The sequence below is a fragment of the Bacteroides intestinalis DSM 17393 genome, from assembly GCF_000172175.1.
Classification (GTDB): Bacteria; Bacteroidota; Bacteroidia; order Bacteroidales; family Bacteroidaceae; genus Bacteroides; species Bacteroides intestinalis.
On sequence record NZ_ABJL02000007.1, the window covers coordinates 1,087,316 to 1,112,785 of the forward strand.

The following is a 25,470-nucleotide window of genomic DNA, read 5'->3' on the forward strand; positions in this document are numbered from 1 at the left end:
TCAGTTTGGTTTAGTCCGGGTGTATATATAAGCGTAACGGACTGTTTGTTTCCCGGTATCGGAGCAGGCAGGTTTAGTATGGTACGGGTGTATATATAACGGACTAAACAGGACTGGCGCACTTTTCAACTATTTTTTTATCCCCAAAAAAGAAAATGTTATGAACATCGAAGATGTGAAACAAATACCCATCGCAGACTATCTGCACAGTTTAGGTTACCCTCCCGTCAAGCAGCAGGGTAACGGTTTATGGTACAAATCACCGTTAAGGGAGGAACACGAACCGTCTTTCAAGGTGAACACTGACCGCAACCTTTGGTATGACTTTGGCGCAGGCAAGGGCGGTAACATCATCGCACTGGCAAAGGAACTCTATTGCTCCGACAGCCTACCATACCTTTTAAACCGGATAGCGGAACAGACACCGCACGTCCGCCCGGTCAGTTTTTCTTTTCCCCAGCGTAGGACAGAGCCGAGTTTCCAACATTTGGAAATCCGGGACTTGACCCATCCGGCATTGCTCCGTTATTTGCAGGAACGGGGTATCAATATCGAACTGGCAAAAAGAGAATGTAAGGAACTCCATTTTACCAATAACGGCAGACCGTTCTTTGCTATCGGTTTCCCGAATATGGCAGGAGGTTACGAGGTTCGCAATTCCTTTTTCAAAGGCTGCATCGCCCCGAAAGACATCACCCATATACGGCAGCAGGGAGAGCCGAGAGAGAAATGTTTGGTATTCGAGGGTTTTATGGACTATCTTTCTTTCCTCACGCTCCGGATGAAGAACTGCCTGACTATGCCCGACCTTGACAGGCAGGATTATGTTATTCTTAATTCGACTGTCAACGTGCCGAAAGCCATTGACGTGCTGTACCCGTATGAACGCATCCACTGTATGCTTGACAATGACGAGACAGGGTATAAGGCGACACAGGCTATTACATTGGAATACTCCTACCGTGTGCGTGACTTCTCGGACAATTATAGGGGTTATTCGGACTTGAACGATTACCTGTGCGGCAGGAAGCAGGAAACCGGACAACGTGCCGCCCCAAGACAAAAGAGAGGCAGGGGCATTTAATCCGGCAGGACTACCAACGGCTGGCGGTTTATTTGGAGAGCAAGGTTATGTTTCGGTAAACCGAAACTACCTTGCTTTGCTCACCGCAAAGAAAATTTCTCCCGTTGGTCGCAATCTTTAAGACACCATTCAAACGTAAAAAACCATGACGAGTATAAAGGACAAGCCGGGGGGACGTCCGGCAAAGAAACGGATAGAGAAGCAGCAACGGGTTGTCAGTACGAAGCTGACCGAGTTGCAGTATTACGCTATCAGAAAGCGAGCCGGGGAAGCCGGGTTGCGTGTCAGTGAGTATGTAAGGCAGGCGGTTGTTTCGGCAGAGGTCATACCCCGGCTGAACAGGCAGGATGCGGACACCATCCGCAAACTGGCAGGGGAAGCCAACAACATCAACCAGTTGGCGCACCGGGCGAATGCCGGAGGTTTCGCACTGGTGGCGGTGGAACTGGTGAAGCTCAAAAACCGGATTATTGAAATCATAAACCATTTGTCGGATGATTGGAAAAATAAAAAAGGGAAGCGGTTTTAAAGGCTGTGTGAACTATGTGCTTGGCAAGGAACAGGCGGTTTTGCTTCATGCGGACGGGGTTCTGACTGAAAGCCGGGGCGATATAATCCGCAGCTTCTGTATGCAGACCGGGATGAATCCCGATTTGAAGAAGCCTGTCGGACATATTGCATTAAGTTATTCGGCAGTGGATGCGCCCAAATTGACAGACGGAAAGATGGTACAGCTTGCGCAGGAGTATATGCGTGAAATGAAAATCACCGATACGCAGTATATCATCGTGCGCCATCAAGACCGGGAACACCCACATGTGCATATCGTATTCAACCGTATTGACAACAACGGCAAGACCATTTCGGACAGGAACGATATGTACCGTAACGAGCAGGTATGCAAGAAGCTGAAAGCCAAGCACGGGCTTTATTTCGCTGGTGGAAAAGAACAGGTGAAGCAGCACCGCTTGAAAGAGCCAGACAAATCGAAATACGAGATTTACAACGCTGTAAAGAATGAAATCGGGAAATCCCGAAACTGGCAGCAGTTACAGGAGCGGTTAGCGGAAAAGGGTATTACTATCCGGTTCAAGTACAAGGGACAGACAGGCGAGATACAAGGCGTTTCCTTTTCCAAAGGCGAATACACGTTCAAGGGTTCGGAGATAGACCGTAGTTTCAGTTTCTCCAAACTGGATAAATGTTTTGGGGATGTAGGGCAGACGACAGTCGGAAGCAATAAGCAGACGGTTACCGCACCTGTTCAGAAATCAGTACCAGCACCCGACAAAGCGGATAATTCTTTTATAACAGGTTTAGGCGGTCTGTTTTCCGGTTTGTCAGCCCCGGCTGATGAAATGCCCGATGATTCCTTTTTGAGAAAGAAGAAGAAAAAAAAGAAAAAACAACTAAAATTATAAGCGTATGGAGGAAAATTTGATTTTAGAGGGGCTTCTCTCAATGGTTACAGAACTGAAAGAGAAGCAGGAAGCACAGGTAACGCCAGCCAGTCGGGGGGAAACTCTCGAAAGGCTGAACGCAATCGAACAGGCATTGTCAGAACTGCACAGTAACCCGGCTGTTCCCGAAAAGGATTTGCAGGCTATCCGAAGCCAGCTTGACGAGATAAGGAACAGGATGCAAGGTCAGCAGAAACATATCGAGGACACCAAGAAAATAGTATTGGAAACCTATCGTTGTTTCAAGGTTATGATTGACGCTTTGGGCTCTTGCAAAACGGATAAAGAGGAAGCTGCACCCTTACCGCTCTATCAACGGATTTACAACAAGGTCGCTTCTTGGATTCGTCCGGGATTGTTTCTTTTTTCGGCAGTGCTGATTCTCTGTTCCGCTTCCATATTCTTGAATGTCCGTTTGGCTGAACGTATGCGGCAGTTACAGGACAACGATATAAAGTATCGCTATTTGCTGATGCAGGGACAGACAGACGGAGAAACTTTTGATATGCTGGAAAATAAATTCAAGTGGCAACGGGATAACGGTTTTATCCGAAGTCTGACCGATTCAGTGATAGATTTTGAATATCGCATCCAAAAGCAGGCGGAAGCACTGGAACGTGCAAGGCTGTTGAACGAGCAAGCTGAGCAACTAAAAAAAGAAGCCGATAAGTTGGGTAAGCCATAAACAGAGAAAGCCGGAACGGATGAAGCACATTCACCGTTTCGGCTGTTTTAATTCACTTCTTTTTCTTCGTGCAGTGTGCTTTCTCGAACTGGCGTAGCGTGGTAATGCTGAACCTTTCTTTAATAAACTCTCGGACATCGGAAGCCTTGTAATACACTTTTCCGCTGATTGTGAAGTACGGCAGCACACCGATAGCCCGGTAACGTTGAAGGGTTTTGATACTTACTTTGAACAACAGACACAAATCTTGATTATCCAACAGGTTATCATCTTCGGGCAGCACCTTATCGGCGTTACGCAACACCCGTACATCTTTGCAGAGTTCTTCCAGTTTGGCGTACAACTTCTGCATCCATTCGCCAAATTTATCATTCTCTAGATACATAATTGCTTCATATTTCAGATTGTACTTTTTGTGATTTGATGAAGCAAAGTTCAGAAAAAGAGTGCAAGGATATTACAGGGGTACTCATGGAATCCATTATGAATAAATCGCAAATCGCTGATTATCTATATCCTTTTTTATCATGTTCCTTTCGGATAAGGTCTACCAGTCCATTAAGAAACTCGGTAAGTTTGCCCGGTTTTCGTTTTATTACGTCCTCATGTTTTTGGTGACAGTCGCTTATCTTGATATTAAACAACCATTCAAACCCTTTGGATAAGTCCACCAAATAGGCAGGTTTTCCGTTCTGATAGACAATGCTTTTGGAGAGGAACAGACCGCTTACCATTTCCATGATGTTGATAAGGGCTGTCTTGTCTGCGAGATAGAGAGGGGAAAGTGTTTGTTTGCCAATCCGTTATTTGAATTGTTCCGGGTACTTGATGCGCCATTCGATAAGGCGATTTTCATTATTTATTAGCCCTATTGCTTCATCAATTAGATGCAAATAAGGCATTTTTTTCTTGCTCAAACCGTACACGATACGATTTAAGACGGTGTAAGCCAAAGGAAAAGCAACGCAATAAAACGTTGTAATCCTGTTCGTTGATACTAAAATTGGCTACATGAATAGCCAACTCTTCAATAGCTTTTGTAAACTCCGATGCAGAAACTTTACGTTGTGAATATTCCGACAATAAGTGGAAAAATCGCTGTTCTAAAATTAGATTCATGTATGTATTCATATAAAAAATAAGCCTTAGCGAGACTTCGGAAAAGGCTTATTTCAATTCATAATATTGTAATCTGCAAGTTGTTGTGTTTTGGGTATTTAGAAAAATAGTTTATAGCAAAGTAATCCCAATAAAAATAGCACTAAAAGGCATATTGTAAGAAATATATATATCTTAAACAGATATATTTGGTCTGATTGCTCCTTTTCTATGGTTTTTTTACGGATTTCTTCTATCTTTTCAATGGAAACATTGGATAAATCAGCATTTTTACCTTTGCCTACAAGATATTTGTGATGTTCTTTCATCCTGTCTCTATTCAACTTGCGAAGCTCACGGTTCTCTTTATCCCGTTGTAGCATATCATTTATGCAACCTAATGTTCCCATTTTCCAGTTAATATTTAATGTCCAAACCTTGATGTATCAATTTCTTTTTGTAGTTCCCTAAAGATACGTTCCAAATCATATCCATGCGGATTGGAAATTTGGAAACATCCGCTTTCTATGGAACTATTAACCTGAGGAGCAGTTATCACCGTGTCATTGAAAACGAAAGCGATGTACTTTCCTACACTCTTTGTTGTGGCTTCTCTCCATATAGGCAATTTATCTTGGAGGAAGACACCGGTAATGACCGAGTGTCCAAAAGCATCAGTTCCCAAACGTAAAGTATCGAAATCCTTAACAGTAAGGAAAGGTGTTTGTGAAAGGCTGTCTGTAGTCTGTGATGTTACGTAGTACCAGCCGTTTATCCGGTGAAAGGATTTTGTCTGCATACAAGCTGTCATTAGTAGGCAGAAAAAGAGAATCGTTGAAATCTTCATATCCGCTATTTTTAGGTTAATACATCTTCTCCAATGTCCACACCATCTTATTGGGATTATAGGCTTCCATTACGAGGTGTGTTCCTGTGTATTCCAGCACCGTCCATGGACCTGCTATGTTGTCGAACGTGATGATTTTTCCATTTACTTGGTAAGTAAAATCTGTGTTCCACATATATCCGTCTTCTTCGTTCGTTCTTGTATAAATGCCTTCTGATTCGTTGGTAAACTGAAGAATGGATTGTTTTGTGTAGTCTATTTCATCTTCGATATTGTACACGGTCATTTGCGCTTGCCAAGTAGTTTGCTTCAGGGCTTCGGGGGTGAAGACAGAAGTAGGGGCATCGTCGTTACTACAATTTGTCAGACATAACATGGCGCAAATAATGAATGTGGAAAGCACCATACATAAAGTAATTTTCTTTTTCATCTTGTCTTTTTTAATCTCTTGTTTAACTCATTCAATCTTTATTTTGTCTCTTCGTTGAACCAACCAAAGATAAGACAAAGATAAAAAGAAGAATCCTTTGGCAGATTAAGATACTCCTGGAATATTGTTATGAATGTAAATTTCTAAACCTATGTTTATTTTTTGTTGTCAAGACTTTGCTTGCGTCTGATTCGGCTCATGTGTACGGGTGTAATTTTGAGGTAGGATGCTATTTCTTTTAGTGATACCATTTGAAGGATTGCAGGGCATTTTTTTAAAAGTTGGAGGTAACGCTCTTCCGGTGTGAATCTGAATAAATCCAAATAACGTGAATATGATTGGAAAAACATCTGTTCGGCTGCGATACGGGCTATCCGTTGGCTTTCTTTGTTCTCCTCGAATTTTTGCTGTAAGAATGCAGAAGAACAGATGTAAATCTCGCACGGGATTATCGCCTGTATATTCAATTCTGATTTCATGCCATATAAGCAAGTGGGATAATCGCCTATAAATTCATTTGGAAAGGAAAAACCGACATTATACGGTTTGTTTTCTGTCCGGTTGGTGCAACTGTATTTGACTACGCCTGACAAGATAAACCCGAAGAAAGAACATGCATCACCTTCATGGAGAATAAACTCATTCTTTTTATAATGTCGTAATTCTCCATGTTTCAGACACAACTCCTTGAAGAAGTCTATGTCTATGTTACTCATATATGAATTGAATTCGGTTATCATTTGTATATAAGAGAAATGTATAAAAAATATCTGAATTTCCAGGTTTAAAGTTTAGTCTGTTTTTTGTCTATATATCCAAACCGTACTAAACTATTTTCTGTTGACTGTAAGATATAGGTACTGGCGAAAAGAGTAAGAATAAAGGGTATTTCTTTTTGCCAGTATTACTTTTAACAATTTGAGGAAGAAATGAATGCTTTTATTTCTTCTTCGCTTGGAAGTTCTATCATGTACTTCTGTACGAAGATGTTCGGGTCTAATCCGGCAGTGGCATACTTTACTAATGTATCTCCCTTTTCCGTACAAAGTAGAATACCGATAGGTGGATTATCGTCCGGCTGCATTACTTCCGCTTTAAAGTAGTTAAGGTACATATTTAGTTGCGAGGCGTATTCATGGCGAAATTTGTCTATCTTCAATTCCACAATGATATGGCACTTCAAAATGCGGTGATAGAATACGAGGTCGGCAAAGAAATAATCTTCATCAATCAAGATACGTTTCTGCCGGGCTTCAAAGCAGAAACCATGTCCCATTTCCAACAGGAAGTGTTGCAGGTTATCAAGAATGGATTGTTCCAAATCGTTTTCCGTCACTAATGCACGTTCATTCAATCCTAAGAACTCTAAAGTAACAGGAGTGTTGATAACATCTTTGGGTTGCAATAAGGTTACTTGTTGCTGGACTAAAGCGGAGAGGGCTTCTTTGTTTTTGGATAGTCCGCTACGTTCGTAATATAAAGATGCGATTTGCCGCTCTAACTCTTTTACAGACCAGCATCCACGAATAGTTTCCATTTCATAGAAAGCACGTTTTATCGGGTTCTCAATTCCTGATATAGTATTTAAATGGGTGGAAGATAATCTGTTGAATAATCTATCAGCTGGAATCATCCATGTTTCGGTTTGTGGGTATTTTGTTGATAGCTTCCAAACGCCATTTTCAGATCCGGCGGTCACCAACCGCCGAATTGGTTCAGTGAATTCGGCGGTCAATGACTGCCGAATTTGTATTTGTGATGCTATATATTGTGTGACAGACTCTTTTAGCTGTGGATAAACAAGGTACAGTCGTCTAAATTCCCTGAATCTACGTTCATTCAGACCTTTTGTTTTCAGTCGTTGCTCCAGCTTCTTCAACAGTTGTTCACCGTATGCGGCACGGTCTTCTCCGTTCTGCTCAAATTCCACGATATAGCACCCCATAAGCCAGTTACGGGAAGTAAGGGCAAGGTTTACAGCGTGTGCGGCTTGTGCCTGCAACGTGTTCTGTATCGTGCTGATATGTTTTACTAATGCTTCAAAGTTCATAGTTACAAAGATAAGTCTTTTATGGTTAAAACTTTAGTTCGGGCAAACTGTTTATTGCTTCCTCTTTTAATTTATCCACCGCACGGGTGTATTTTTCTGTATGTTTCAATCCGCTATGTCCTAAAAGGCTGGCTACGGTTTTTATATTTGCCCCATTGTTCAGAATGTTCACGGCAAACGAGTGCCGGGCACAATGCCAGCTTATATGTTTGTCTATCCCGGCTCTCTTTACCCAACGCTTTACTGATTTACAGCAGCTTTCGTAAGTAGGCAAATCGAATATCAAACAGTTTTTGTCTGCCGGGGCTTCGCCAATGATAGACAATAGACCGTCATTCAGAGGAATAACCACACCGCTACTGGCTGAATGTCCCTTTGTTTTGCTTTGCTCAAACTTCAATAACCGATTAGCATAATCCACATTCTTATAGGTCAGGTCTTTTACATCACAGAAGCGTAAACCGCAGTATAGGCAAAAGATAAAAGCCCGTCTGACATTCGGGTTCTCGTTGTCATAATGGCAAGCCGCCAGCTTTTGTATTTCTTCGGGAGAAAGAACATCTTTCCGAAGCATTTGGCTATCCACTTTGCAGGTAACACTTTTGCATGGGTCTTTCAACATTACATCGTGGTCAATCGCATATCGAATAACTTTCTTAAAACGCTGGTAAATGCTTTTAGCTCCCTCACCCACACTTCGGGATTGCAAATAGGCTACAAACTGCTCCATCATTTCTTTGGTAATAAGTTCCGGTTTGATACTAAACTCATTCATGGGGTATTGCTCTTTTAAGAAGTCCTTAAAACGGCTAAGCGCAATTTGTACCATGCGAATATCTTTCTTGGTATAACTGTTGATATAGGCTTGGAAATAGTCTAAGAAATTGACCGTTCTATCTTTTTTTAACCGATAGCCCAACATACTTTCTTTAAATTCCTGCTCACGCTCTGCACGTATCTTTGTGGCAAGTTCCAACGTTTCTTTGTTCCGCTGGCGTTCCGCAGGAGTACGGGGCTTATCTATCAGATACAGACTAAGGTTCTCTTTTCGCCTATTGTGCTTTACTGCAAACTTGGGCTTGCCTTGCATCTTTCCACTATCATAGTACACTTGATTGCCGCTTTCATCTAATACGGGTTTTTCCTCTCTACCTAAATAATACTCTAAGTAAAGGCTAATTCTACCATCCGAGAGCTTATTCTGCTCTAACTTGGGGTTTTCTTTCGTTTTATTTTCTAACTTTGCCATTGTTTAGAGGTTTTATCCCGATTTAGGTACCATAACCGGGTGATTACGCTAAATAGTTGATTTTCTTTTGTTTTCTGATATTGCAAAGGTACAAAAGAAAATGATATTTCAAAGTGTACTAAAAGTGTACTGAATAACAGAAAATGGGCAAAATATGGCAAAAATGGAGAAAATAAGAAATATGCAAGTTATTGATAATAAGGTGAATAAATTCTTTTGTTTTCCTATGATTTCTATGGTTTGTACCGGGTCTGGGTACTGAAGCGGAGAAAGTTGAAAAACTCTCTCCGCTTTTCTTTTATGTCCCTCGTAACTCGTTGGTTTGCCGATTCTACCAACTTTTTATTGAATTGCTGAGTTCAAGTTATAAATGCTACATTTTTTCTATTTCATCAGCGTCATACCTGATCCTATATCACAAATAGTGTTCAATGCGGATATATACAACAAAAAAATGAACGTAATATGCAAATTTGTCATTGGATATTTCTTGGGCATTTATTTTTTCCTAACTTTGCAAAGGATAGTTGAGAAGCTTTTGCCATTTTATATTTTAATATTTACCCAATATGCCAAATCAGAATACATTTCTGTATCCCCCTTTGACATTTCGAATACTTGCGGTTGCTATTCTCGCTTGTTTATTTCTGGTGCCCAAGACGATGGCTGATACAAAAGATCAAGAGTATATTGTTCTTATCAGTTCTTCCACTTTTCGTGAGAAATGGGCTTATGATCTACTTGAAACCGTAGAAAAGGCATTCAATGAAGAAAATTCAGTGAAGGTATATTCGGAGACTCTCACAACATGGCATTTCAATAATCAACAGGAAATAGATCAGAAGGTTGATTATCTAAAGGATAAATATTCTGTGCCTCCCCAAGCTGTCATATTTGTAGGCGATCCGGGATGGTACGTTTGTAAACCGCTTTTTGACACCATCTGGAGAGGGGTGCCTACAATTATTTGCCACTCAATGCCGCATACGCCGGCTGATATAAATAAGTACTACGATGGCGAATATATACCTGATGACAAGGGAGTTGCATTAGAACACTTTCTTGAAAATGCGGTTTATTATGATGTTCCACCCAGCTTTATCCAGAAGAATATTATTTATGTTGTGATTGTATTGGGTACTGCTATTGTTCTGCTGTTATTTTACTTTATGCACAAGCGTATCAAGAAAGTGAGAGAAACGGAGTGGCAAGAGCATCTGCATTTGCTTGAAAATATTCTTGACAACCTTCCTATTGCAGCTAAGGTGAAAGATGTCGATAATGATATGCGTTATACTTTTATAAATAAAAAGGCTGAAGAACTCTTTGAATATCCAGCTAAGGAGGCGATTGGAAGAACTGATTTCGATATAATGCCTGAGGCTGCAACGATGATCAGGAAAGAAGATGAAGAATTGGTAAGAACGGGAATTGCCCAATTTGGTACTAGGCGCTTCTTTACGAATAAGAATGAGGAACGGTTTACTTTCCAGAATAATAATATAGTTTCATTCTCCAATGGACGTAAATGGATTCTCTATACAGCCTGGGATATTACGGACCAGAAGATTCTGGAACGTAAACTGCGTTTGGCTAAAGAAGAGGCTGAAGAGTCCAATCGTATAAAATCAGCTTTCCTGGCTAATATGAGTCATGAAATACGTACTCCGCTCAATGCAATAGTAGGTTTTTCGAGCATATTGGCCGAAGATGTATCGGAAGAAGAACGGACGGAATATCTCAGCATCATTAGTAAGAATAATGATATTTTGTTGCAGTTGATTAATGATATCCTGGATTTGTCGAAGATTGAGGCGGGGACACTGGAATATGTTTATGCAAATATAGATGTAAATAAGATGCTATCTGAGATAGAGCAGGCTGCCAGGATGAGACAAACGAATGCGAATGTCGCTATATGTGCGGTGACACCACTGGAGGGACTGCTTTTGTATACTGACCAACGCAGAGTTACCCAGGTACTGAATAATTTCATCAGTAATGCCATGAAGTTTACAAATACCGGGAGTATCACGTTTGGGTATGAAGAACCAAAAGATGGCTATATACGCTTCTTTGTGACAGACACCGGTACCGGTATCCCTCCTGAAAAGGTGGCGGATATATTCAACCGTTTTGTAAAGCTCGATTCTTTCAAACAAGGAACCGGACTTGGACTGGCTATTTCACAGAATATCGTGAAGGAGCTCAAAGGTGAGATAGGAGTGGCGTCTGAGTTAGGTAAAGGCTCTACTTTCTGGTTTACGTTGCCCTACGAGAAGATGGGGGCGCACCGTTCCATTCTCTCGTAAGAATATTTCTAATTTGTAGCATCAGGAAGGAATCTTTACCTGGGGTAAGCCTTTCCTATCGGTCATAGGGCTCTGTGGGTTACTACTGCCCTCTACTGTGGTGTACAGTTTTTGAGGGAATCAGTGTGCTGGCTGCAAATAACATTAATCTTTTCGTTTTCTGTAGGTTTAGGCTTGGATAACATTTTTGAGGGGATTTGGTTCTGTCTTTTAAAAAAATGTATCTTTGCGATCGTCAAAAATGCTATGAAACGTAATTAAATAGGGATATCATGAACAAGAAAAACACTCTTTTGCTTTTTCTGTGCCTGTTCTGCCTGTGGGCGGTAGCACAAGAAAAGAAGCCGGTAAAGATTGCCTGTGTGGGCAATAGCATCACTTATGGCTCAGGAATTAAAAATCAGTTTCAGAACAGTTATCCGGGATTGCTCTCCCAGCTTTTGGGTGAGGGGTACGATGTGCGTAACTTCGGAATCAGCGCCCGCGTAATGCTGAACAAGGGAGATCATCCGTACATGCACGAGCAGAAATTCCGCGATCTGCTGGCATTTCAGCCAGACATCGTTACCATTAAATTGGGAACAAATGACAGCAAGCCTTGGAACTGGCATTACGGAAAGGATTTCGGAAAGGACCTGACGGAGATGTTGGATATTCTTCAGGACTTGCCTTCCAAGCCTAAGATATATCTGTGCTTCCCGGTGCCGGCTGTGAAACGGAATTTCGGCATCAACGACAGTGTAATTACAAATGGTATCATCCCCGTGATACGCCGTGTTGCAAAGAAGCGCCACTTGCCTGTTGTGGATCTTTACGCACTTTTGAAGCCGCATCCCGATTATTATACGGACGGCATCCACCCCAACGAACAGGGGGCGGCTCTGATAGCCGGCGAGCTTTATCGTACGCTGACCGGCAACGAGGCACCGAAGATTGTCACTGAACAACCCTTCCCCGGCAAAAAGTCGCAATGGGAAGGTTTCGATCGTTATGATTTTATCTGTAATGCCCGTAAGGCTACAGTAGTTGTTCCCCGTAAGGTGGCCGAAGGCCATCCCTGGATATGGCGTCCAGCTTTCTTTGGAGCTTTCCCTTCAGTAGATAAAGCTTTGCTGGAAAAAGGTTTTCATGTTGTTTATTACGATTTGACGCATCTTTATGGTAGCCCCCGTGCGCAACGTTTGGGTACAGACTTTTATGATATTATGCGCAGATACTATCGTTTGTCTTCTAAAGTGACATTGGAAGGCTTCAGTCGTGGCGGTCTGTTTGCTTTCAATTGGGGAGCGAAGAATCCTGATAAAGTGGCTTGTATTTATGTGGATGCCCCAGTGTGTGATGTGTTTAGTTGGCCTGGCAGGCACAGGGAATTATGGAGTGGATTACTTGCCGAGTGGGGACTAACTGATGAGCAGATGAATAACTTCAAAGGTAATCCGATTGATAATCTGGAACCTTTAGCCGATGCAGGTATCCCTGTTATCAGTGTTTGTGGTGATAGTGACCGCACAGTCCCCTATGAAGAGAATATGAAAATTGTAGCTGACCGTTACCGTGCTTTGGGCGGACTTGTAGAAATCATTCTGAAACCCGGTTGCGACCATCACCCCCATAGCCTGGAAAACCCCGAAGCGGTAGTTGACTTCATTGTTCGCAACCAGCCGGATTATCAAAAAAAGCATGTCATTCATCAGCGTGCTAACCTTGCTAACTCTTATCTGAAGTTCACGAAAGAGAAAAAAGGTTGCGTTGCCTTTCTCGGCGGTTCCATTACTGAAATGCGCGGTTGGCGGAATATGATACAGGAAGATTTGAAACAACGTTTCCCCGATACGGAATTTACTTTTATTGATGCCGGAATACCTTCTACCGGAAGTACGCCTCATGCCTTCCGTTTTGAAAACGATGTACTGCAAAAAGGTGTACCTGACTTGCTGTTTGTGGAAGCGGCAGTGAACGATGATACCAATAAGTTCAACTATATTCAGCAAGTACGCGGTATGGAAGGTATTGTCCGCCATGCACGCACTTTCAGTCCCGCGATGGATATAGTCATGCTTCATTTCATTTATGATCCGTTCATTCCTTTACTTGACAAAGGCATGCAACCCCAGGTAATTATGAGCCACGAGAGCGTAGCTAATTATTATAATGTTTCGTCCATCAATCTGGCGGAGGAAGTGGCATACCGTATGCGTGACGGTGAGTTCGACTGGAAGCAGTTTGGCGGTACGCATCCTGCCTGGGACGGGCATAAATATTATGCTGCCACTATCAATCATCTCTTTGACCTTGAATGGGGTGGGGATGTGGCAAAGAAAACAGTCCAACCGCATGAAGTGCCGGAGCAACCAATAGATGCTTATTCCTATGATAAAGGTGTGTTTATCGACATTCGCTCGGCTAAACAACTGAATGGTTGGAAAGTAGTGGAAGATTGGATGCCTACTGTGAAGGGGAATACCCGTAAAGGTTTTGTGCACGTTCCTATGTTGGTGGCCGATCGTGCCGGTGCCAGCCTTTCTTTCTCTTTCGAAGGTCGTGCGGTGGGGATCTTCTGTGCAGCCGGTCCGCAAGCTTGCGTATTGGAATATAGTATAGACGGTGCTCCTTTCAAGAAGCTGGATACGTTTACTGATTGGAGTCGGAACCTGTACATTCCGTGGGTGTACATGCTTGAAACAGAGCTTCCTTCAGCCTGTCATACATTGCGTTTGCGTGTGGCAAAAGGGGATAAAATAGGGTGTCAGATACGTAATTTTGTTGTAAATCAATAGGTCATTATCCCCTTACAGAAAATAACTTAAAAAAACAAAGATATGAAATTGAAAAACATTTCAGTTTGTTTATTCGCAGGATGGATGCTGATGGCATGCTCCGGAAATGGGTATGAGAAGACGGGTAATGGCATTATTGTAAATGTAGAACAACAGCAACCAACGGATGTGCGAAAGGTGAAGGTTGAAGTTGTGGGAGAGAAGCTGATTCATGTGTCGGCCACTCCCGAAAAGAGCTTTTCAAAGGCAGAAAGTCTGATTATTGTGCCCAAAAAAGATAAGACGGACTTCAGCGTGGAAGAAAGTGAAGATGCCGTTTCAGTAAAAACCTCACAGGTGTGCGCCATTGTATCCAAAGTTACGGGTGAAGTATGCTTTACCGATGTTTCCGGCAATTTGATTCTGGTGGAAGAAGAGAAGGGACGGAGTTTCCGACCTATTGAAGTGCAGGGGACAAAGGCATATACGGTACGCCAGGTGTTCCGGTCGTCCGATGATGAGGCGTTCTACGGACTGGGACAGCATCAGGCTGATGAATTTAATTATAAAGGAAAGAACGAGGAACTTTTTCAGTACAATACAAAAGTTTCTGTGCCTTTCATTGTTTCCAATAAAAACTATGGCATCTTGTGGGATAGTTATTCGCTTTGCCGTTTTGGTGATCCGCGTGATTATTCACAGTTGAGTGCGATCTTCAAGCTCTATGACAAGCAGGGGAAGGAAGGTGCTTTGACAGGAACGTACGTGCCTGCCCGGCAATCAAAGGCAGAAACACTGGTGCGGAGGGAAGATTCTATCTATTTTGAGCATTTGAAGTCGGAGGATTTGTCTAAGGTGGTGAATCTTCCCGAAGAATTTCCCTTTATGGGATCACAGGTGACTTACGAAGGAGAAATAGAGCCGATGGAGAGTGGAGAATTCCGTTTCATCCTTTATTATGCAGGATACATGAAGGTATATATTGACGGTGAACTGGTGGTTCCCGAACGTTGGCGTACGGCTTGGAACCCTAATAGTCATAAGTTTGCCGTAGATTTGAAGGCTGGTAAACGCGTTCCATTGAAAATTGAATGGACTCCTGACGGATATGTATCCTATTGTGGTTTGCGTGCATTGTCTCCTGTATCTGTTGAAGAACAGAACAAACAGTCGTGGTGGGGAGAAATGCAGAATGAGATCAATTATTATTTTGTTTATGGTGAGGATATGGACGAGGTTATCAGTGGATACCGCACCTTGACCGGGAAATCGCAGATCATGCCGAAGTGGGCGATGGGATACTGGCAGAGCCGTGAACGTTATAAGACGCAGGAAGAAATACTGGATGTTTTGAGGGAATTCCGCAAACGTCAGATTCCTATTGATAATATTGTGCTCGACTGGAGCTACTGGCCGGAAAATGCCTGGGGTAGCCATGAGTTCGACAAAGCTCGTTTCCCTGATCCGAAAGGGATGATAGATTCCATTCATGCCATGAATGCTAAGATGATGATTTCCGTTTGGCCGAAGTTCTATAGGACTACGGAACATTATAAAGAGTTTAATGAAAAGGGGTGGATGTATCAGCAGGCCGTTAAAGACAGTATCCGCGACTGGATTGGCCCCGGATACATAGGCTCTTTCTATGATGCTTATGCTGAAGGTGCACGGAAGTTGTTCTGGAAACAGATGGAAGATCACCTTTACCCGCTCGGAATCGATGCCTGGTGGATGGATGCCAGTGAACCGAATGTGCGCGACTGTACGGATCTGGCTTATCGAAAAGCCTTGTGCGGTCCGACTGCTTTCGGTCCGTCCGACCAATATTTCAATGCGTATGCGCTGATGAATGCTGAGGCTATTTATGACGGACAACGTGCCGCAGACAATGATAAGCGTGTATTTTTGCTGACCCGTTCGGGATTTGCCGGATTGCAACGCTACTCTACCGCGACGTGGAGTGGAGATATTGCTACCCGTTGGGAAGATATGAAGGCACAGATTTCTGCCGGACTGAACTTTGCAGTAAGCGGTATTCCTTACTGGACAATGGATATTGGTGGATTTTGCGTAGAAAAACGCTATGAAGACGGACAAAAGGAGTTCAACAAGACCGGAAAAGAGAATGCGGACTATAAGGAATGGCGTGAGTTGAATACGCGTTGGTATCAGTTTGGCGCATTCTGCCCGTTATTCCGTGCGCACGGACAGTATCCGTTTCGTGAGGTGTGGCATATAGCTCCCGAAGACCATCCGGCCTATAATTCTATAGTGTATTATACGAAGTTGCGCTATACGATGATGCCTTATATCTATTCATTGGCGGGAATGACTTATTTTGATGATTATACGATTATGCGTCCGCTGGTAATGGATTTCACGGTAGACACAAAGGTGAACAATATCAGTGACCAGTTTATGTTCGGTCCGGCGTTGATGGCGGCTCCGGTATATGAATATGGTGTACGCAATCGGGAAGTCTATTTCCCGGCAACTTGCGGTTGGTATGATTTCTATACTGGTAAGTACATCTCCGGTGGCGGGAGGCTGAAAGTGGATGCTCCTTATGAACGTATGCCCCTCTATGTGCGCGAAGGGGCTATTGTACCTTACGGACCGGAAATGCAATATAGTGATGAGAAACCTGCGGAGGAAATTACGCTATATGTATATGCGGGTCAAGATGGTGAGTTCACTTTGTATGAGGACGAAGGTGTGAATTATAATTATGAAAAAGGACAGTATGCCATCATTCCATTTATTTACAATGATGCAGAGGGCACTCTGACTATCGGTGACCGTGCAGGAGAGTTTCCCGGTATGTTGAAAGAACGTACATTCAACGTTGTAAAGGTAAGTAAGGATAAACCACAACCTTTTGACGCGAAAGCTAAGGGGGTGACAGTGAAGTATGACGGGAAGCAGCAAAGTGTATCAATATCATGAAACAACTGATGTTTCTGCCGTGGAAAAGCGTTTAGCGGTCGATTAATATTTTTCTTAGGCTCTTTTATTGTTTTCATTGCCTGATATTAGTACATTTGCATGCGAATGCTTATTCTTTCCACCACGGGGATTCTTTCTTTCTACCATGGAGGAAAGAAAGAATCCCCGTGGTGGAAAGAAACTTTCTCCATGATGGAAAGAATAAGTGTTCACTGCGATTTTCTTTAGCCACCGTAGGGAAAAGAGTTAAAAATAGCGGTGTGATAATTTAATTCCGGCACTTCATGTTTTTTATGTGGGGTACCCATAAAAAATATACAGATGAGTGCATATTATGACCTCCTTGAGAAGCCTGACATTCGCCAAACCGGTGAGCAGCAACCCCTTTATGCCCGTTTTATACCTAAAGGAACTATTGAACGGAAAGAATTTCTAAATCGTGTACACCTTTTTACCGGCATCAGTCGCAGCCTGTTGGAGGGGGCGATGGCTTCCTTTATGGATGAGTTGCGCGACTGCCTTGCTGATGGCTGGACAGTGGAATTTGGCGAACTTGGCTATTTCACCCCTTCGCTGAATTGCCGGCGCGAAGTGATGGAAAAGAAAGAACTGCGTGCTGCTTCGGTGACGCTTCGCGGCTTGAATTTTCGTCTAGGCAAGGAATTCTATAAAGAATTGAATAAAAAGATACGGTTGGAACGCCATCCGCAGTCGTCCAAGTCCGAGTCTTTTACGCCGCTTCTGTCCGTAGAGCAACGTTTCCGGTTACTTGATGAATACTTGCAGCAGGAACAGCCTTGTATCAACCGTGCACAATATGCCCGTCTGACAGGACGCAGTGTGAAACAGGCGGTTACGGATTTGAACTTGTTTATTGAGGATGGATTACTGATAAGATGTGGAGCGGGGAGGAATGTGGTGTATATGAAGGGGATGCAGAAATAAAGTTCCGGCACTCTTTATATTAAAAAGCGGAGTCTTTTTTCCGAGTAGAAACATAGAATGCTCACTTTCTTTTTATTGACTTTGATACTCTGTTGGCGTCATACCGAATTCTTCCTTGAAGCATTTAGTAAAATATTTGGGCGATGAGAAACCGGTGGCATAAGCCACTTCGGAGATGCTTGTTGTTTTCTTCTTCAATAAGGCACAGGCGTATTTCAACTTGATATTTCGTATAAATTCCAAAGGAGTGCACCCGCTGATAACCTTGCATTTCCGGCTTAAGGTAGAGCGGGAGATGTGAAGCTCGTTTGCCATTTGTACTGTGTCAAATTCGGATTCCTGAATGTGCCGTTCCACACATTGCATGGCATTGTTCAAAAATTCTTCGTCGCTGGTTTGATAATTTAAATTGGAAATGTTTATCTCCATTTTTGAACGGAAACTTTGCCGGGATTGTTCACGTGATTGCAGTAGGTTATCTATTCGTGCCTGTAATATTTTCATTTCAAAAGGTTTGGCAATATAGCTTTCTGCTCCGGCTTTGTAACATTCTATTTGGTCGTCCACTGCATTTTTGGCTGTGAGCATGATGATGGGGATATGGTTTGTTTGTATGTCTCCTTTTATTTGCCGGCAAAATTCCAAACCGTTCATCTGAGGCATCATGATATCGCAGATAATGATGTCTACCGGAGTGCTCTTAAGCAATTCAAGTCCTTGCAAAGCGTTCTCTGCAATGAAGATTTGATATTTCTTGCTGAGGATATGCTGTATGAGTTCCCGCAAGTCTTTGTTATCGTCTATGAATAAAATACAAGGTTTTTCATCAGGAATGAATGTATCTGTTTCTTCTTCTTGAACTGTAAGGAGAGAAGACTCTGCTATTTCCCGTTCGCTGTATACTTCTCTGTCTATCGGTATTTCTACGGTAAAAACCGAACCTTTGCCCGGTTTACTGCTGACTTCGATAGTTCCGTGGTGCAGGGTTACCAGTTCTTTGGTCAACGACAGGCCGATTCCGTTTGACTGGCATCCCGGGTGATTCTTATTGTTATAAAACTTGGTGAAGATATGTTTTATATCCTTTTCAGCTATTCCTATGCCCTCATCTTCTACGTTAAGTACCAGGAATCTGCATCCCTCCTTATATATGGCAGACAGGCTTACGTTTATTTTTTTATGCTCCGGCGTATATTTGATGGCGTTGGAAAGCAGGTTGAACAATATCTTGTCAAACTTGTCGATATCCATATATCCCCAAATGCCATCGTCTATCCGGGTGGACAGGGAGATGCTTTTCTGGTGGGCTAACGACTGAAAATTAGACGCCACGATGCCCGAAACAAAAGAAGACAGATTGCTTTTGCTTGCACTTATTTCCATTTTTCTGCTTTCCACTTTCCGGAAGTCCAGGATCTGTTGCAGTAGCCGTTTCAGTCGGTTGGCATTGGAACGCAGTATTTCCACCTGTCTTTCCGAGCTTTCTTTATTTTCTTCCAGATCATCGGCTACACAAGAAATGATGGTAAGCGGGGTGAGGAGTTCATGGGAGATGTTGGTGAAATAATTCAGTTTGATTTGGGTGAGTTCTTCCTGGAGCTTCAACTTGTTTTTCTTCTCCATGCGCTTGGTGTAGGCATAAAACAGCAGGCAGGTGATACACACGATGAAAAGAGTGTAGAATGAATAGGCATACCAGGTTTCATACCAGGCGGGAAGGCGCCGGATAAGCAACTGTTGTTCCTCCTCCATCCAGTTGCCGTACGGGTCGGTGGCTTTCAGGCGGAAAGTATATTCTCCTTTGCCGAGGTAGTTGTAGAATGCGGAGTGTTTCCCGTTGTCTATGTAGGTCCATTTTTTATCTGCGCCTTCCAGTTGATAGGCATACTTGATTCTTCGTCCGGAGGTATATGAAAGGGCTGAAAATAGGATTTCAATATTCCGTGCTTCTGGTGAAAGTGTTATTTTGTGCACGGAATTGCCTGTTTCCGAACCGGCAGGTGAAAATAAAACAGAGCGGTTATCGGACTTTACGTCAGTGATAAGTACCTGTCCGGTACGTTTATTGTTTGTATTTTGCCTGTCCGGTAATATTTTGATGAAACCGTTATGTCCTCCGGCGTACAGGCAACCTTCCTCATCGACGAAAGCTGCGCTATGTCGGAAGGAGGAGACGAAGATATTGGGGTCATCGACAAAATAAGCAGTATTTTCTTTGGTTGCCGGATGGTGGCGGATTATGTATTTGTCACATACTATCCATATCTTATCTTTATATAGTAGAATTTCCAGAATGTTGTCGCCTGTCAGTCCGCAGGATTCGGTTTCGTCCGTTATTTTTTCTTCGCTTGAATTAAACCGGAGTAGCCGTCCTAATGAAGTGGAAAACCAGACGTCATGAGCATTGGCACAGATATTCACTATCGGGTCATCGGATAACGGCATTGATTCTTTGGGACAATGTTTCAGTAGTATAGGCTTGTTCTCATAAGCCATTTGGTAAATGGCATCCCGGGAGGCGATCCACACATTTCCTTTACTGTCTTTGGACATATCGGATATGTGAGAGATGTCAAAAGGCAATTCCGCAATCTTTTTTGAACCGGCTTGTTTGAAGAACAACCGCGAGGTGGTTCCAATCCAGATGTTGCCATGATCATCCTCTACCAGTTGGGTTATACTGCCCGGATCGGCAACGACTTCCTTTAGGTCATATTCTTCTAAAATAGAAATGTGCATTTGCTCTTTTGTCGCTTTCCATATATGGGAAGAAAAATCATTGCGTCCGCCCAGCCATACAGCATCTTCTTTCTGTGACGGTACGATAGAGGTCACGACTAATGAATATAAAGCATCCGCATTGTTTCCATAAGTAATCTTTCCTGTCTGTTCATCGAAAAGGCAGAGACCGTAACGTGACTGGTCGAACCAAATGGTACCTTTTGAGTCTTTGTTGAAGTATAAGACATTGGCATCTACGCCTAGCCTCTTTTTGATATTTTCCATCGTATGGTTGATTATTTCAGCTTTCTCAAAGGTTATTGTGTAGCCTTGATCGTAAGCTCCTAACCATAAATTGCCGGATTGGTCTTTGATGATCCGGCTGTATGTTTTGTATTGGTCTATGGGGTTATTGATGTCCTTTATAGCATTGATATTCACTTCTTCCAGTTCATTCTGTTCGTTTATGCGGAAAACATAGAGCCTGAAATGGGATAATGCCCATAGATAGCCGTACATGTCGTCTTGTACAATGTCGAAGAACACCTGTTCTGGTGAATGACGGATGGGGTTGACGATAGACTGACGTTGCAATATCTTCTTTCTGTCAGGGGAGGACGGGTCGAAACGCCAGATTCCTTGTCCCCAGGTTGCAATCCAATATCGTCCCTGATGGTCTTGTATCATCCGGTAGGGATTGCTGTTGTCCATGTGGGCATATTGCATAAAGGAATCGTCCCGGTCATTGTATTTCAATATATCCCCGTTCCAGGTCAGAAACCATAGGTCGCCGTTTCTATCTTCGAAGAATGTATTCGGATCGTTTGCTAATGTATATTCTTTTAATACACCGAGGCGGGCGTTGCATCTGAACAGTTTTTTGCCGGCTGCTACCCAAATGTTACCTTTTTGGTCGCAGATGAGATCTCTTATTTCTCTTGTCTGTAGGGCAGAGTCGGGAAATGAGGTGATTTGATAAGTACTTTTGTCCACTAAGTTGATGCCTTGTACTGTTCCTACCCATAAGTAATTATCGTCTTCGGCGAAACACCGGATATCGTTGTGGGTAAGTTTATGAGGATTTTTATAGTTGTTTATGAAAGGCTGGATATCATAGCCGTCATAACGTTCCAGCCCGTATGCGGTTCCCAGCCAGAAGAAGCCTTGTCGGTCTTGATACAGATTGAAAATGGAGTTGACAGGCAGTTTGTCTAAAAAAGGCATGGGATTGACAATCATTTGTTGTGCATGGAGAGGGACGCCGGACAGCAAACAGAACAGGCAGCAAATGAGAAATTTAGGAATATGAGTTTTCATCGTAGTCAAGATTAACATTTCATTTAAAGGGGTTGTGCAAATATAGGGAGATTTGAGTAAACGGGTAAATAATATAGGGAAGCTTTTTTGCTCAATCTAGGTATAAAAATTACTCAGAGCAAATTTTATCCCTTCTCTGGGTATATTTGGGGCGTGATTCCATTTCATTCTCCACATCTTTGCCACATCTTTTTGGGAAAAGGCTGATTGTGGAAGAGACGGGAAAAAAAGTATGGGGATGGTTATTTATAAGATTATTTAGGGGAATGGGATTTGTTTTCGGAATGACAGAATAACTATTTTTTTATTTAATAATTTAATGATATGGAAAAACACAGATTTTTGATGTGGTTTGCTCTCCTGTTTATAGGAGTTGTAAGCGGGTATGCCCAACAGCTTGCCATTACGGGCAGAGTGTTGGATAGTAAAAAGGAACCGTTGATTGGAGTTACAATCTTGCTGAAGGGAAGTGCTAATGGAACGGTGACGGATATTGACGGTAACTTCTCGATTAAAGCGTTGAAAGGAGAGACATTGGTTGTCTCTTATATAGGTTATAAGACGCAGGAGATTCTTCTATCCTCGGACAAAACAACGATGACTGTTGAATTACTGGAAGACTCTGAGATGCTAGATGAGGTTGTAGTGATAGGATATGGCACGATGCGTAAGAAAGACCTTACGGGTTCAGTAACTCAAGTTCGTCCGGATGCATTGGCAAATGAGGCTCCTAAGACTGTGCAAGACGTATTGCGTGGAACTGCCGGTTTGAATGTAGGTTTCGATAAATCGGCTAAAGGAGGCGGATCCATGAGTATACGCGGCCAACGTTCCGTATATTCTGACGGAGGTCATAATGACCCGCTCATCATTCTGGATGGCATGATGTTTTATGGTGAACTCTCCGAAATCAACCCCAATGATATAGCGCAGATAGATGTGCTGAAAGATGCTTCATCGGCTGCCGTGTATGGTGCGAAGGCGGCCAATGGTGTTGTTATTGTGACGACCAAGAAAGGGAAGTCAGAGAAGCCTGTGATCAGTTTCAGTGCTAACGTAGGGTGGGCTACCCGCGCGGATGGCCGGAAGGTATACGATGCGGATGGGTATCTGAACTATCGCAGGGATTTTTATACGACAGATACGTATGGGGTAAATCCATCTACCGGAAAATATGAGGCTTATCAGACAGGAGGCCTGCCTGCGGGATATTTTGACCGTCCGACAGATGCTAACTTGGGAAAGTATGGACTTACTATGGATGCATGGAGAAACCAGACGACTCAGGATGCCGGTATGAGCAGTGATGAAATCTGGGCAAGACGTATTGGACTTAATGCGAGTGAAGTGACGCTTGCCAACTTCCTCTCCGGAAAAACCTTTGACTGGTATGACCATTCTTTCCAAACGGGATTGAACCAGGACTATAATGTCAGCATCAGCGGAATGACTGAAAGAGTGAACTATTATCTCTCATTGGGATACCTCTCCAACGAAGGCATAGTACGTGGAAACGAGTATAACGCTATTCGTGCCAACATGAAGTTGGATGCCAAAGTGACGGACTGGTTCAGTGTGGGAGCTAACGTCAATTTCCAGAACCGTTCGGACGGTGACATTGCCGTAGACTGGTACAGGCAGATAACAAGTAACAGCCCTTTTACCTCTCCTTATAACGAAGCTGGGGAGCTTGTGGCGCATCCTCAAGGAGAGAATGCCTATTGGAAAGGATATAATTTTGATTTTGACCGTCAGTATCTTGATTTGGAAAAGGGATTTACCGTACTGAACACCATTCTGACAGCCAAGTTGACGTTGCCTTTCGGCATCACTTATTCATTTAATGCGGCACCGCGTCTGCAATATTTCTATGACCGTTACTATAGGTCATCGGAACATCCTGACTGGCAGGCCGAAACAGAAGACCGCGTGAACCGTGAACAAAGCAAGCGCTTTGACTGGTCACTGAATAACACTATCACATGGGATTATACTTTTGCTAAGAAGCATCATACCATTCTGACTTTGGTGCAGGAAGCCGAAGAGCGTCAGTCGTGGGCGGATCGTATTCAAGCACGCAATATCCTGCCCTCTGAAGCATTGGGTTTTCACGGTACAGCCAATGGGGACAAGAATTTGAGTGAATTCCGTTCTACCGATAATCGTGAGACGGCTTGCGGCTATCTGGCACGCCTGTTCTATTCGTATGATGATAAGTATATGGGTACATTCTCTTTCCGTCGTGACGGATATTCCGCTTTTGGTACGACCAATCCGTATGCCAATTTCCTTTCCGGAGCACTAGCGTGGACGTTCACCAATGAGGACTTCTGGAAGTGGGGAGATATTCTGGAGTCCGGTAAATTACGTGTCTCTTTCGGACAGAACGGTAACCGGAGCTTGGCGAACTCTTATATTGCATTGGCCAACCTGGCACTGGGAATGTATTCGCAAGGATACATAAATTCTACTACAGGCACACTGCTGGATATGAAATATCTTTTTGTAGACCGTCTGCCAAATACCGGTTTGCAGTGGGAGAAGACTACCTCCTGGAATGTCGGTTTAGATCTCAGTTTCCTGAGAGGACGTATCAATGCTAGCTTGGAATACTACATAATGCCCACTACGGACATGATTATGAACCAGTCGTTACCTGATTTTACAGGATTCGCTTCCATTACCACCAATTTGGGACGAGTGGAAAACCGGGGCTTTGAAATTTCACTCAATACGCGCAACATTGAAACAAAAAACTTTGAATGGAATACTTCTTTCTCTTTCTCCCGTAACAAAAATGAAATCAAGAAACTGTATGGCGAATATGAAACCATCGTGGATGCAGCCGGCAACACTATTACTAAGGAAAAGGATGATGTGGACAACAAATGGTTCATAGGCCATCCCATCAGTGCCATCTGGGATTATGAAGTGACCGGTATCTGGCAGGTGAATGAAGTGGAAGAAGCCGCTAAGTATGGACAAAAACCCGGTGATCCGAAAGTTGCCAATCATTACACTGCAGATGACCGTAAGAATGCAGATGGAACTACTACTGCTGTATACAACAATAACGATAAGCGTTTTTTGGGTGAGACTACGCCTCCTATCCATTGGTCCATGCGAAACAGCTTCATACTTTATAAGAACTGGAGTTTTTCTTTCAATCTCTACTCTTACATGGGACACAAGAGTCTGGACAGTAATTATCTGAACAATGACAATAATTATTCGCAGATTACCAACTGCCAGAATATTTATACCAAGAAATATTGGACGGTGGATAATTCTTCCAATACATATGCCCGCCTTTCAGCCCAGGGACCTACGGGACTTGCAGCGCCAAGCAGAGTCGTTGACCGTTCGTTTATTCGCCTGGAGAATGTCTCTGTAGCCTATAATGTTCCGGCAGAACTCTTGTCTCGGTTTAAGATTCAGAATGCCAAAATATTTGCTACCGTACGCAATGTGGCTACTTGGAGCAAGGAATGGGAATATGGAGATCCTGAAACCGGAGATATTGCACCGCGAACTTACTCTTTGGGTATAAACTTAACATTTTAAAAAGAA

At 43.0% G+C, this 25,470-nt stretch carries 18 protein-coding genes and 1 pseudogene; 9 read left to right on the top strand and 10 right to left on the bottom strand.

Annotation, left to right across the window (positions count from 1 at the left end):
• Nucleotides 1-160 precede the first annotated feature (160 nt).
• From BACINT_RS07855 to BACINT_RS07870, 4 genes are all read left to right on the top strand, one after another.
• The gene (locus tag BACINT_RS07855) at nucleotides 161-1,084 is read left to right on the top strand and encodes a toprim domain-containing protein (protein ID WP_007662053.1); all 924 of its coding nucleotides are present in this window, start codon (nucleotides 161-163) and stop codon (nucleotides 1,082-1,084) included.
• 145 nt (nucleotides 1,085-1,229) lie between these two features.
• Nucleotides 1,230-1,613 carry a MobC family plasmid mobilization relaxosome protein gene (locus tag BACINT_RS07860; protein WP_007662055.1) on the top strand — a complete coding sequence of 128 codons (384 nt, stop codon included), beginning with the start codon at nucleotides 1,230-1,232 and terminating at the stop codon, nucleotides 1,611-1,613.
• Nucleotides 1,579-2,505 (top strand): relaxase/mobilization nuclease domain-containing protein, encoded by a 927-nt coding sequence (locus tag BACINT_RS07865; protein WP_007662057.1) that lies wholly within the window; start codon nucleotides 1,579-1,581, stop codon nucleotides 2,503-2,505. The genes BACINT_RS07860 and BACINT_RS07865 overlap by 35 nt, the downstream gene beginning before the upstream one ends.
• A 4-nt stretch (nucleotides 2,506-2,509) precedes the next feature.
• Nucleotides 2,510-3,229 (top strand): hypothetical protein, encoded by a 720-nt coding sequence (locus BACINT_RS07870; RefSeq protein ID WP_007662059.1) that lies wholly within the window; start codon nucleotides 2,510-2,512, stop codon nucleotides 3,227-3,229.
• 52 nt (nucleotides 3,230-3,281) lie between these two features.
• Here the strand turns inward: BACINT_RS07870 and BACINT_RS07875 are convergent, their stop codons facing one another.
• From BACINT_RS07875 to BACINT_RS07910, 9 genes and pseudogenes are all read right to left on the bottom strand, one after another.
• Nucleotides 3,282-3,614, bottom strand: coding sequence for a helix-turn-helix domain-containing protein (locus tag BACINT_RS07875; protein ID WP_007662061.1), 333 nt, complete (start codon nucleotides 3,612-3,614; stop codon nucleotides 3,282-3,284).
• Between the two features lie 121 nt (nucleotides 3,615-3,735).
• A pseudogene (locus tag BACINT_RS07880) lies at nucleotides 3,736-4,155 on the bottom strand (hypothetical protein).
• The gene (locus tag BACINT_RS24525; protein ID WP_230372598.1) at nucleotides 4,109-4,348 is read right to left on the bottom strand and encodes a hypothetical protein; all 240 of its coding nucleotides are present in this window, start codon (nucleotides 4,346-4,348) and stop codon (nucleotides 4,109-4,111) included. Before BACINT_RS24525 ends, BACINT_RS07880 begins: the two are co-directional and overlap by 47 nt.
• A gap of 98 nt (nucleotides 4,349-4,446) precedes the next feature.
• Nucleotides 4,447-4,737 carry a hypothetical protein gene (locus BACINT_RS07885; RefSeq protein WP_007662067.1) on the bottom strand — a complete coding sequence of 97 codons (291 nt, stop codon included), beginning with the start codon at nucleotides 4,735-4,737 and terminating at the stop codon, nucleotides 4,447-4,449.
• A 14-nt stretch (nucleotides 4,738-4,751) separates the two neighbouring features.
• Complete coding sequence (locus BACINT_RS07890) at nucleotides 4,752-5,174, bottom strand: SecDF P1 head subdomain-containing protein (protein WP_007662070.1); 423 nt, start codon at nucleotides 5,172-5,174, stop codon at nucleotides 4,752-4,754.
• 16 nt (nucleotides 5,175-5,190) lie between these two features.
• On the bottom strand, nucleotides 5,191-5,604 hold the full coding sequence (locus tag BACINT_RS07895) for a hypothetical protein (protein WP_004294812.1): 414 nt from the start codon (nucleotides 5,602-5,604) through the stop codon (nucleotides 5,191-5,193).
• Between the two features lie 155 nt (nucleotides 5,605-5,759).
• Entirely contained in the window at nucleotides 5,760-6,344 is a 585-nt protein-coding gene (locus BACINT_RS07900) for a Crp/Fnr family transcriptional regulator (RefSeq protein ID WP_007662072.1), read from the bottom strand.
• A 170-nt stretch (nucleotides 6,345-6,514) separates the two neighbouring features.
• On the bottom strand, nucleotides 6,515-7,654 hold the full coding sequence (locus BACINT_RS07905; protein WP_007662073.1) for a PDDEXK nuclease domain-containing protein: 1,140 nt from the start codon (nucleotides 7,652-7,654) through the stop codon (nucleotides 6,515-6,517).
• A 25-nt stretch (nucleotides 7,655-7,679) separates the two neighbouring features.
• Complete coding sequence (locus BACINT_RS07910) at nucleotides 7,680-8,903, bottom strand: site-specific integrase (RefSeq protein ID WP_007662074.1); 1,224 nt, start codon at nucleotides 8,901-8,903, stop codon at nucleotides 7,680-7,682.
• Between the two features lie 569 nt (nucleotides 8,904-9,472).
• Here BACINT_RS07910 and BACINT_RS07915 point away from each other — a divergent pair.
• The 4 genes from BACINT_RS07915 (at nucleotide 9,473) to BACINT_RS07930 (ending at nucleotide 17,862) form a co-directional block, all read left to right on the top strand.
• Entirely contained in the window at nucleotides 9,473-11,215 is a 1,743-nt protein-coding gene (locus tag BACINT_RS07915; protein ID WP_007662075.1) for a PAS domain-containing sensor histidine kinase, read from the top strand.
• A gap of 272 nt (nucleotides 11,216-11,487) precedes the next feature.
• Nucleotides 11,488-13,992 carry an SGNH/GDSL hydrolase family protein gene (locus tag BACINT_RS07920; RefSeq protein ID WP_007662076.1) on the top strand — a complete coding sequence of 835 codons (2,505 nt, stop codon included), beginning with the start codon at nucleotides 11,488-11,490 and terminating at the stop codon, nucleotides 13,990-13,992.
• A 42-nt stretch (nucleotides 13,993-14,034) separates the two neighbouring features.
• Entirely contained in the window at nucleotides 14,035-16,917 is a 2,883-nt protein-coding gene (locus tag BACINT_RS07925) for a TIM-barrel domain-containing protein (protein ID WP_007662077.1), read from the top strand.
• Nucleotides 16,918-17,238: 321 nt separating this feature from the next.
• Nucleotides 17,239-17,862 (top strand): HU family DNA-binding protein, encoded by a 624-nt coding sequence (locus BACINT_RS07930; RefSeq protein ID WP_007662079.1) that lies wholly within the window; start codon nucleotides 17,239-17,241, stop codon nucleotides 17,860-17,862.
• A 72-nt stretch (nucleotides 17,863-17,934) separates the two neighbouring features.
• Here the strand turns inward: BACINT_RS07930 and BACINT_RS07935 are convergent, their stop codons facing one another.
• Nucleotides 17,935-21,900, bottom strand: a complete 3,966-nt coding sequence (locus BACINT_RS07935; RefSeq protein ID WP_198136847.1) for a hybrid sensor histidine kinase/response regulator transcription factor — start codon at nucleotides 21,898-21,900, stop codon at nucleotides 17,935-17,937.
• Nucleotides 21,901-22,224: 324 nt separating this feature from the next.
• Here BACINT_RS07935 and BACINT_RS07940 point away from each other — a divergent pair, with 324 nt between their 5' ends.
• Complete coding sequence (locus tag BACINT_RS07940) at nucleotides 22,225-25,464, top strand: SusC/RagA family TonB-linked outer membrane protein (protein WP_007662085.1); 3,240 nt, start codon at nucleotides 22,225-22,227, stop codon at nucleotides 25,462-25,464.
• Nucleotides 25,465-25,470 lie beyond the last annotated feature (6 nt).

What these genes read in the sequence shown, in the direction of transcription:
- BACINT_RS07855 (WP_007662053.1), top strand. Translation starts at nt 161, where the DNA reads ATGAACATCGAAGATGTGAAACAAATACCCATCGCAGACTATCTGCAC.
- BACINT_RS07940 (WP_007662085.1), top strand. Translation starts at nt 22,225, where the DNA reads ATGGAAAAACACAGATTTTTGATGTGGTTTGCTCTCCTGTTTATAGGA.
- BACINT_RS07885 (WP_007662067.1), bottom strand. Translation starts at nt 4,737, where the DNA reads ATGGGAACATTAGGTTGCATAAATGATATGCTACAACGGGATAAAGAG.
- BACINT_RS07900 (WP_007662072.1), bottom strand. Translation starts at nt 6,344, where the DNA reads ATGATAACCGAATTCAATTCATATATGAGTAACATAGACATAGACTTC.
- BACINT_RS07875 (WP_007662061.1), bottom strand. Translation starts at nt 3,614, where the DNA reads ATGTATCTAGAGAATGATAAATTTGGCGAATGGATGCAGAAGTTGTAC.
- BACINT_RS24525 (WP_230372598.1), bottom strand. Translation starts at nt 4,348, where the DNA reads ATGAATCTAATTTTAGAACAGCGATTTTTCCACTTATTGTCGGAATAT.
- BACINT_RS07915 (WP_007662075.1), top strand. Translation starts at nt 9,473, where the DNA reads ATGCCAAATCAGAATACATTTCTGTATCCCCCTTTGACATTTCGAATA.
- BACINT_RS07920 (WP_007662076.1), top strand. Translation starts at nt 11,488, where the DNA reads ATGAACAAGAAAAACACTCTTTTGCTTTTTCTGTGCCTGTTCTGCCTG.
- BACINT_RS07865 (WP_007662057.1), top strand. Translation starts at nt 1,579, where the DNA reads ATGATTGGAAAAATAAAAAAGGGAAGCGGTTTTAAAGGCTGTGTGAAC.
- BACINT_RS07890 (WP_007662070.1), bottom strand. Translation starts at nt 5,174, where the DNA reads ATGAAGATTTCAACGATTCTCTTTTTCTGCCTACTAATGACAGCTTGT.
- BACINT_RS07860 (WP_007662055.1), top strand. Translation starts at nt 1,230, where the DNA reads ATGACGAGTATAAAGGACAAGCCGGGGGGACGTCCGGCAAAGAAACGG.
- BACINT_RS07925 (WP_007662077.1), top strand. Translation starts at nt 14,035, where the DNA reads ATGAAATTGAAAAACATTTCAGTTTGTTTATTCGCAGGATGGATGCTG.
- BACINT_RS07895 (WP_004294812.1), bottom strand. Translation starts at nt 5,604, where the DNA reads ATGAAAAAGAAAATTACTTTATGTATGGTGCTTTCCACATTCATTATT.
- BACINT_RS07910 (WP_007662074.1), bottom strand. Translation starts at nt 8,903, where the DNA reads ATGGCAAAGTTAGAAAATAAAACGAAAGAAAACCCCAAGTTAGAGCAG.
- BACINT_RS07935 (WP_198136847.1), bottom strand. Translation starts at nt 21,900, where the DNA reads ATGAAAACTCATATTCCTAAATTTCTCATTTGCTGCCTGTTCTGTTTG.
- BACINT_RS07870 (WP_007662059.1), top strand. Translation starts at nt 2,510, where the DNA reads ATGGAGGAAAATTTGATTTTAGAGGGGCTTCTCTCAATGGTTACAGAA.
- BACINT_RS07930 (WP_007662079.1), top strand. Translation starts at nt 17,239, where the DNA reads ATGAGTGCATATTATGACCTCCTTGAGAAGCCTGACATTCGCCAAACC.
- BACINT_RS07905 (WP_007662073.1), bottom strand. Translation starts at nt 7,654, where the DNA reads ATGAACTTTGAAGCATTAGTAAAACATATCAGCACGATACAGAACACG.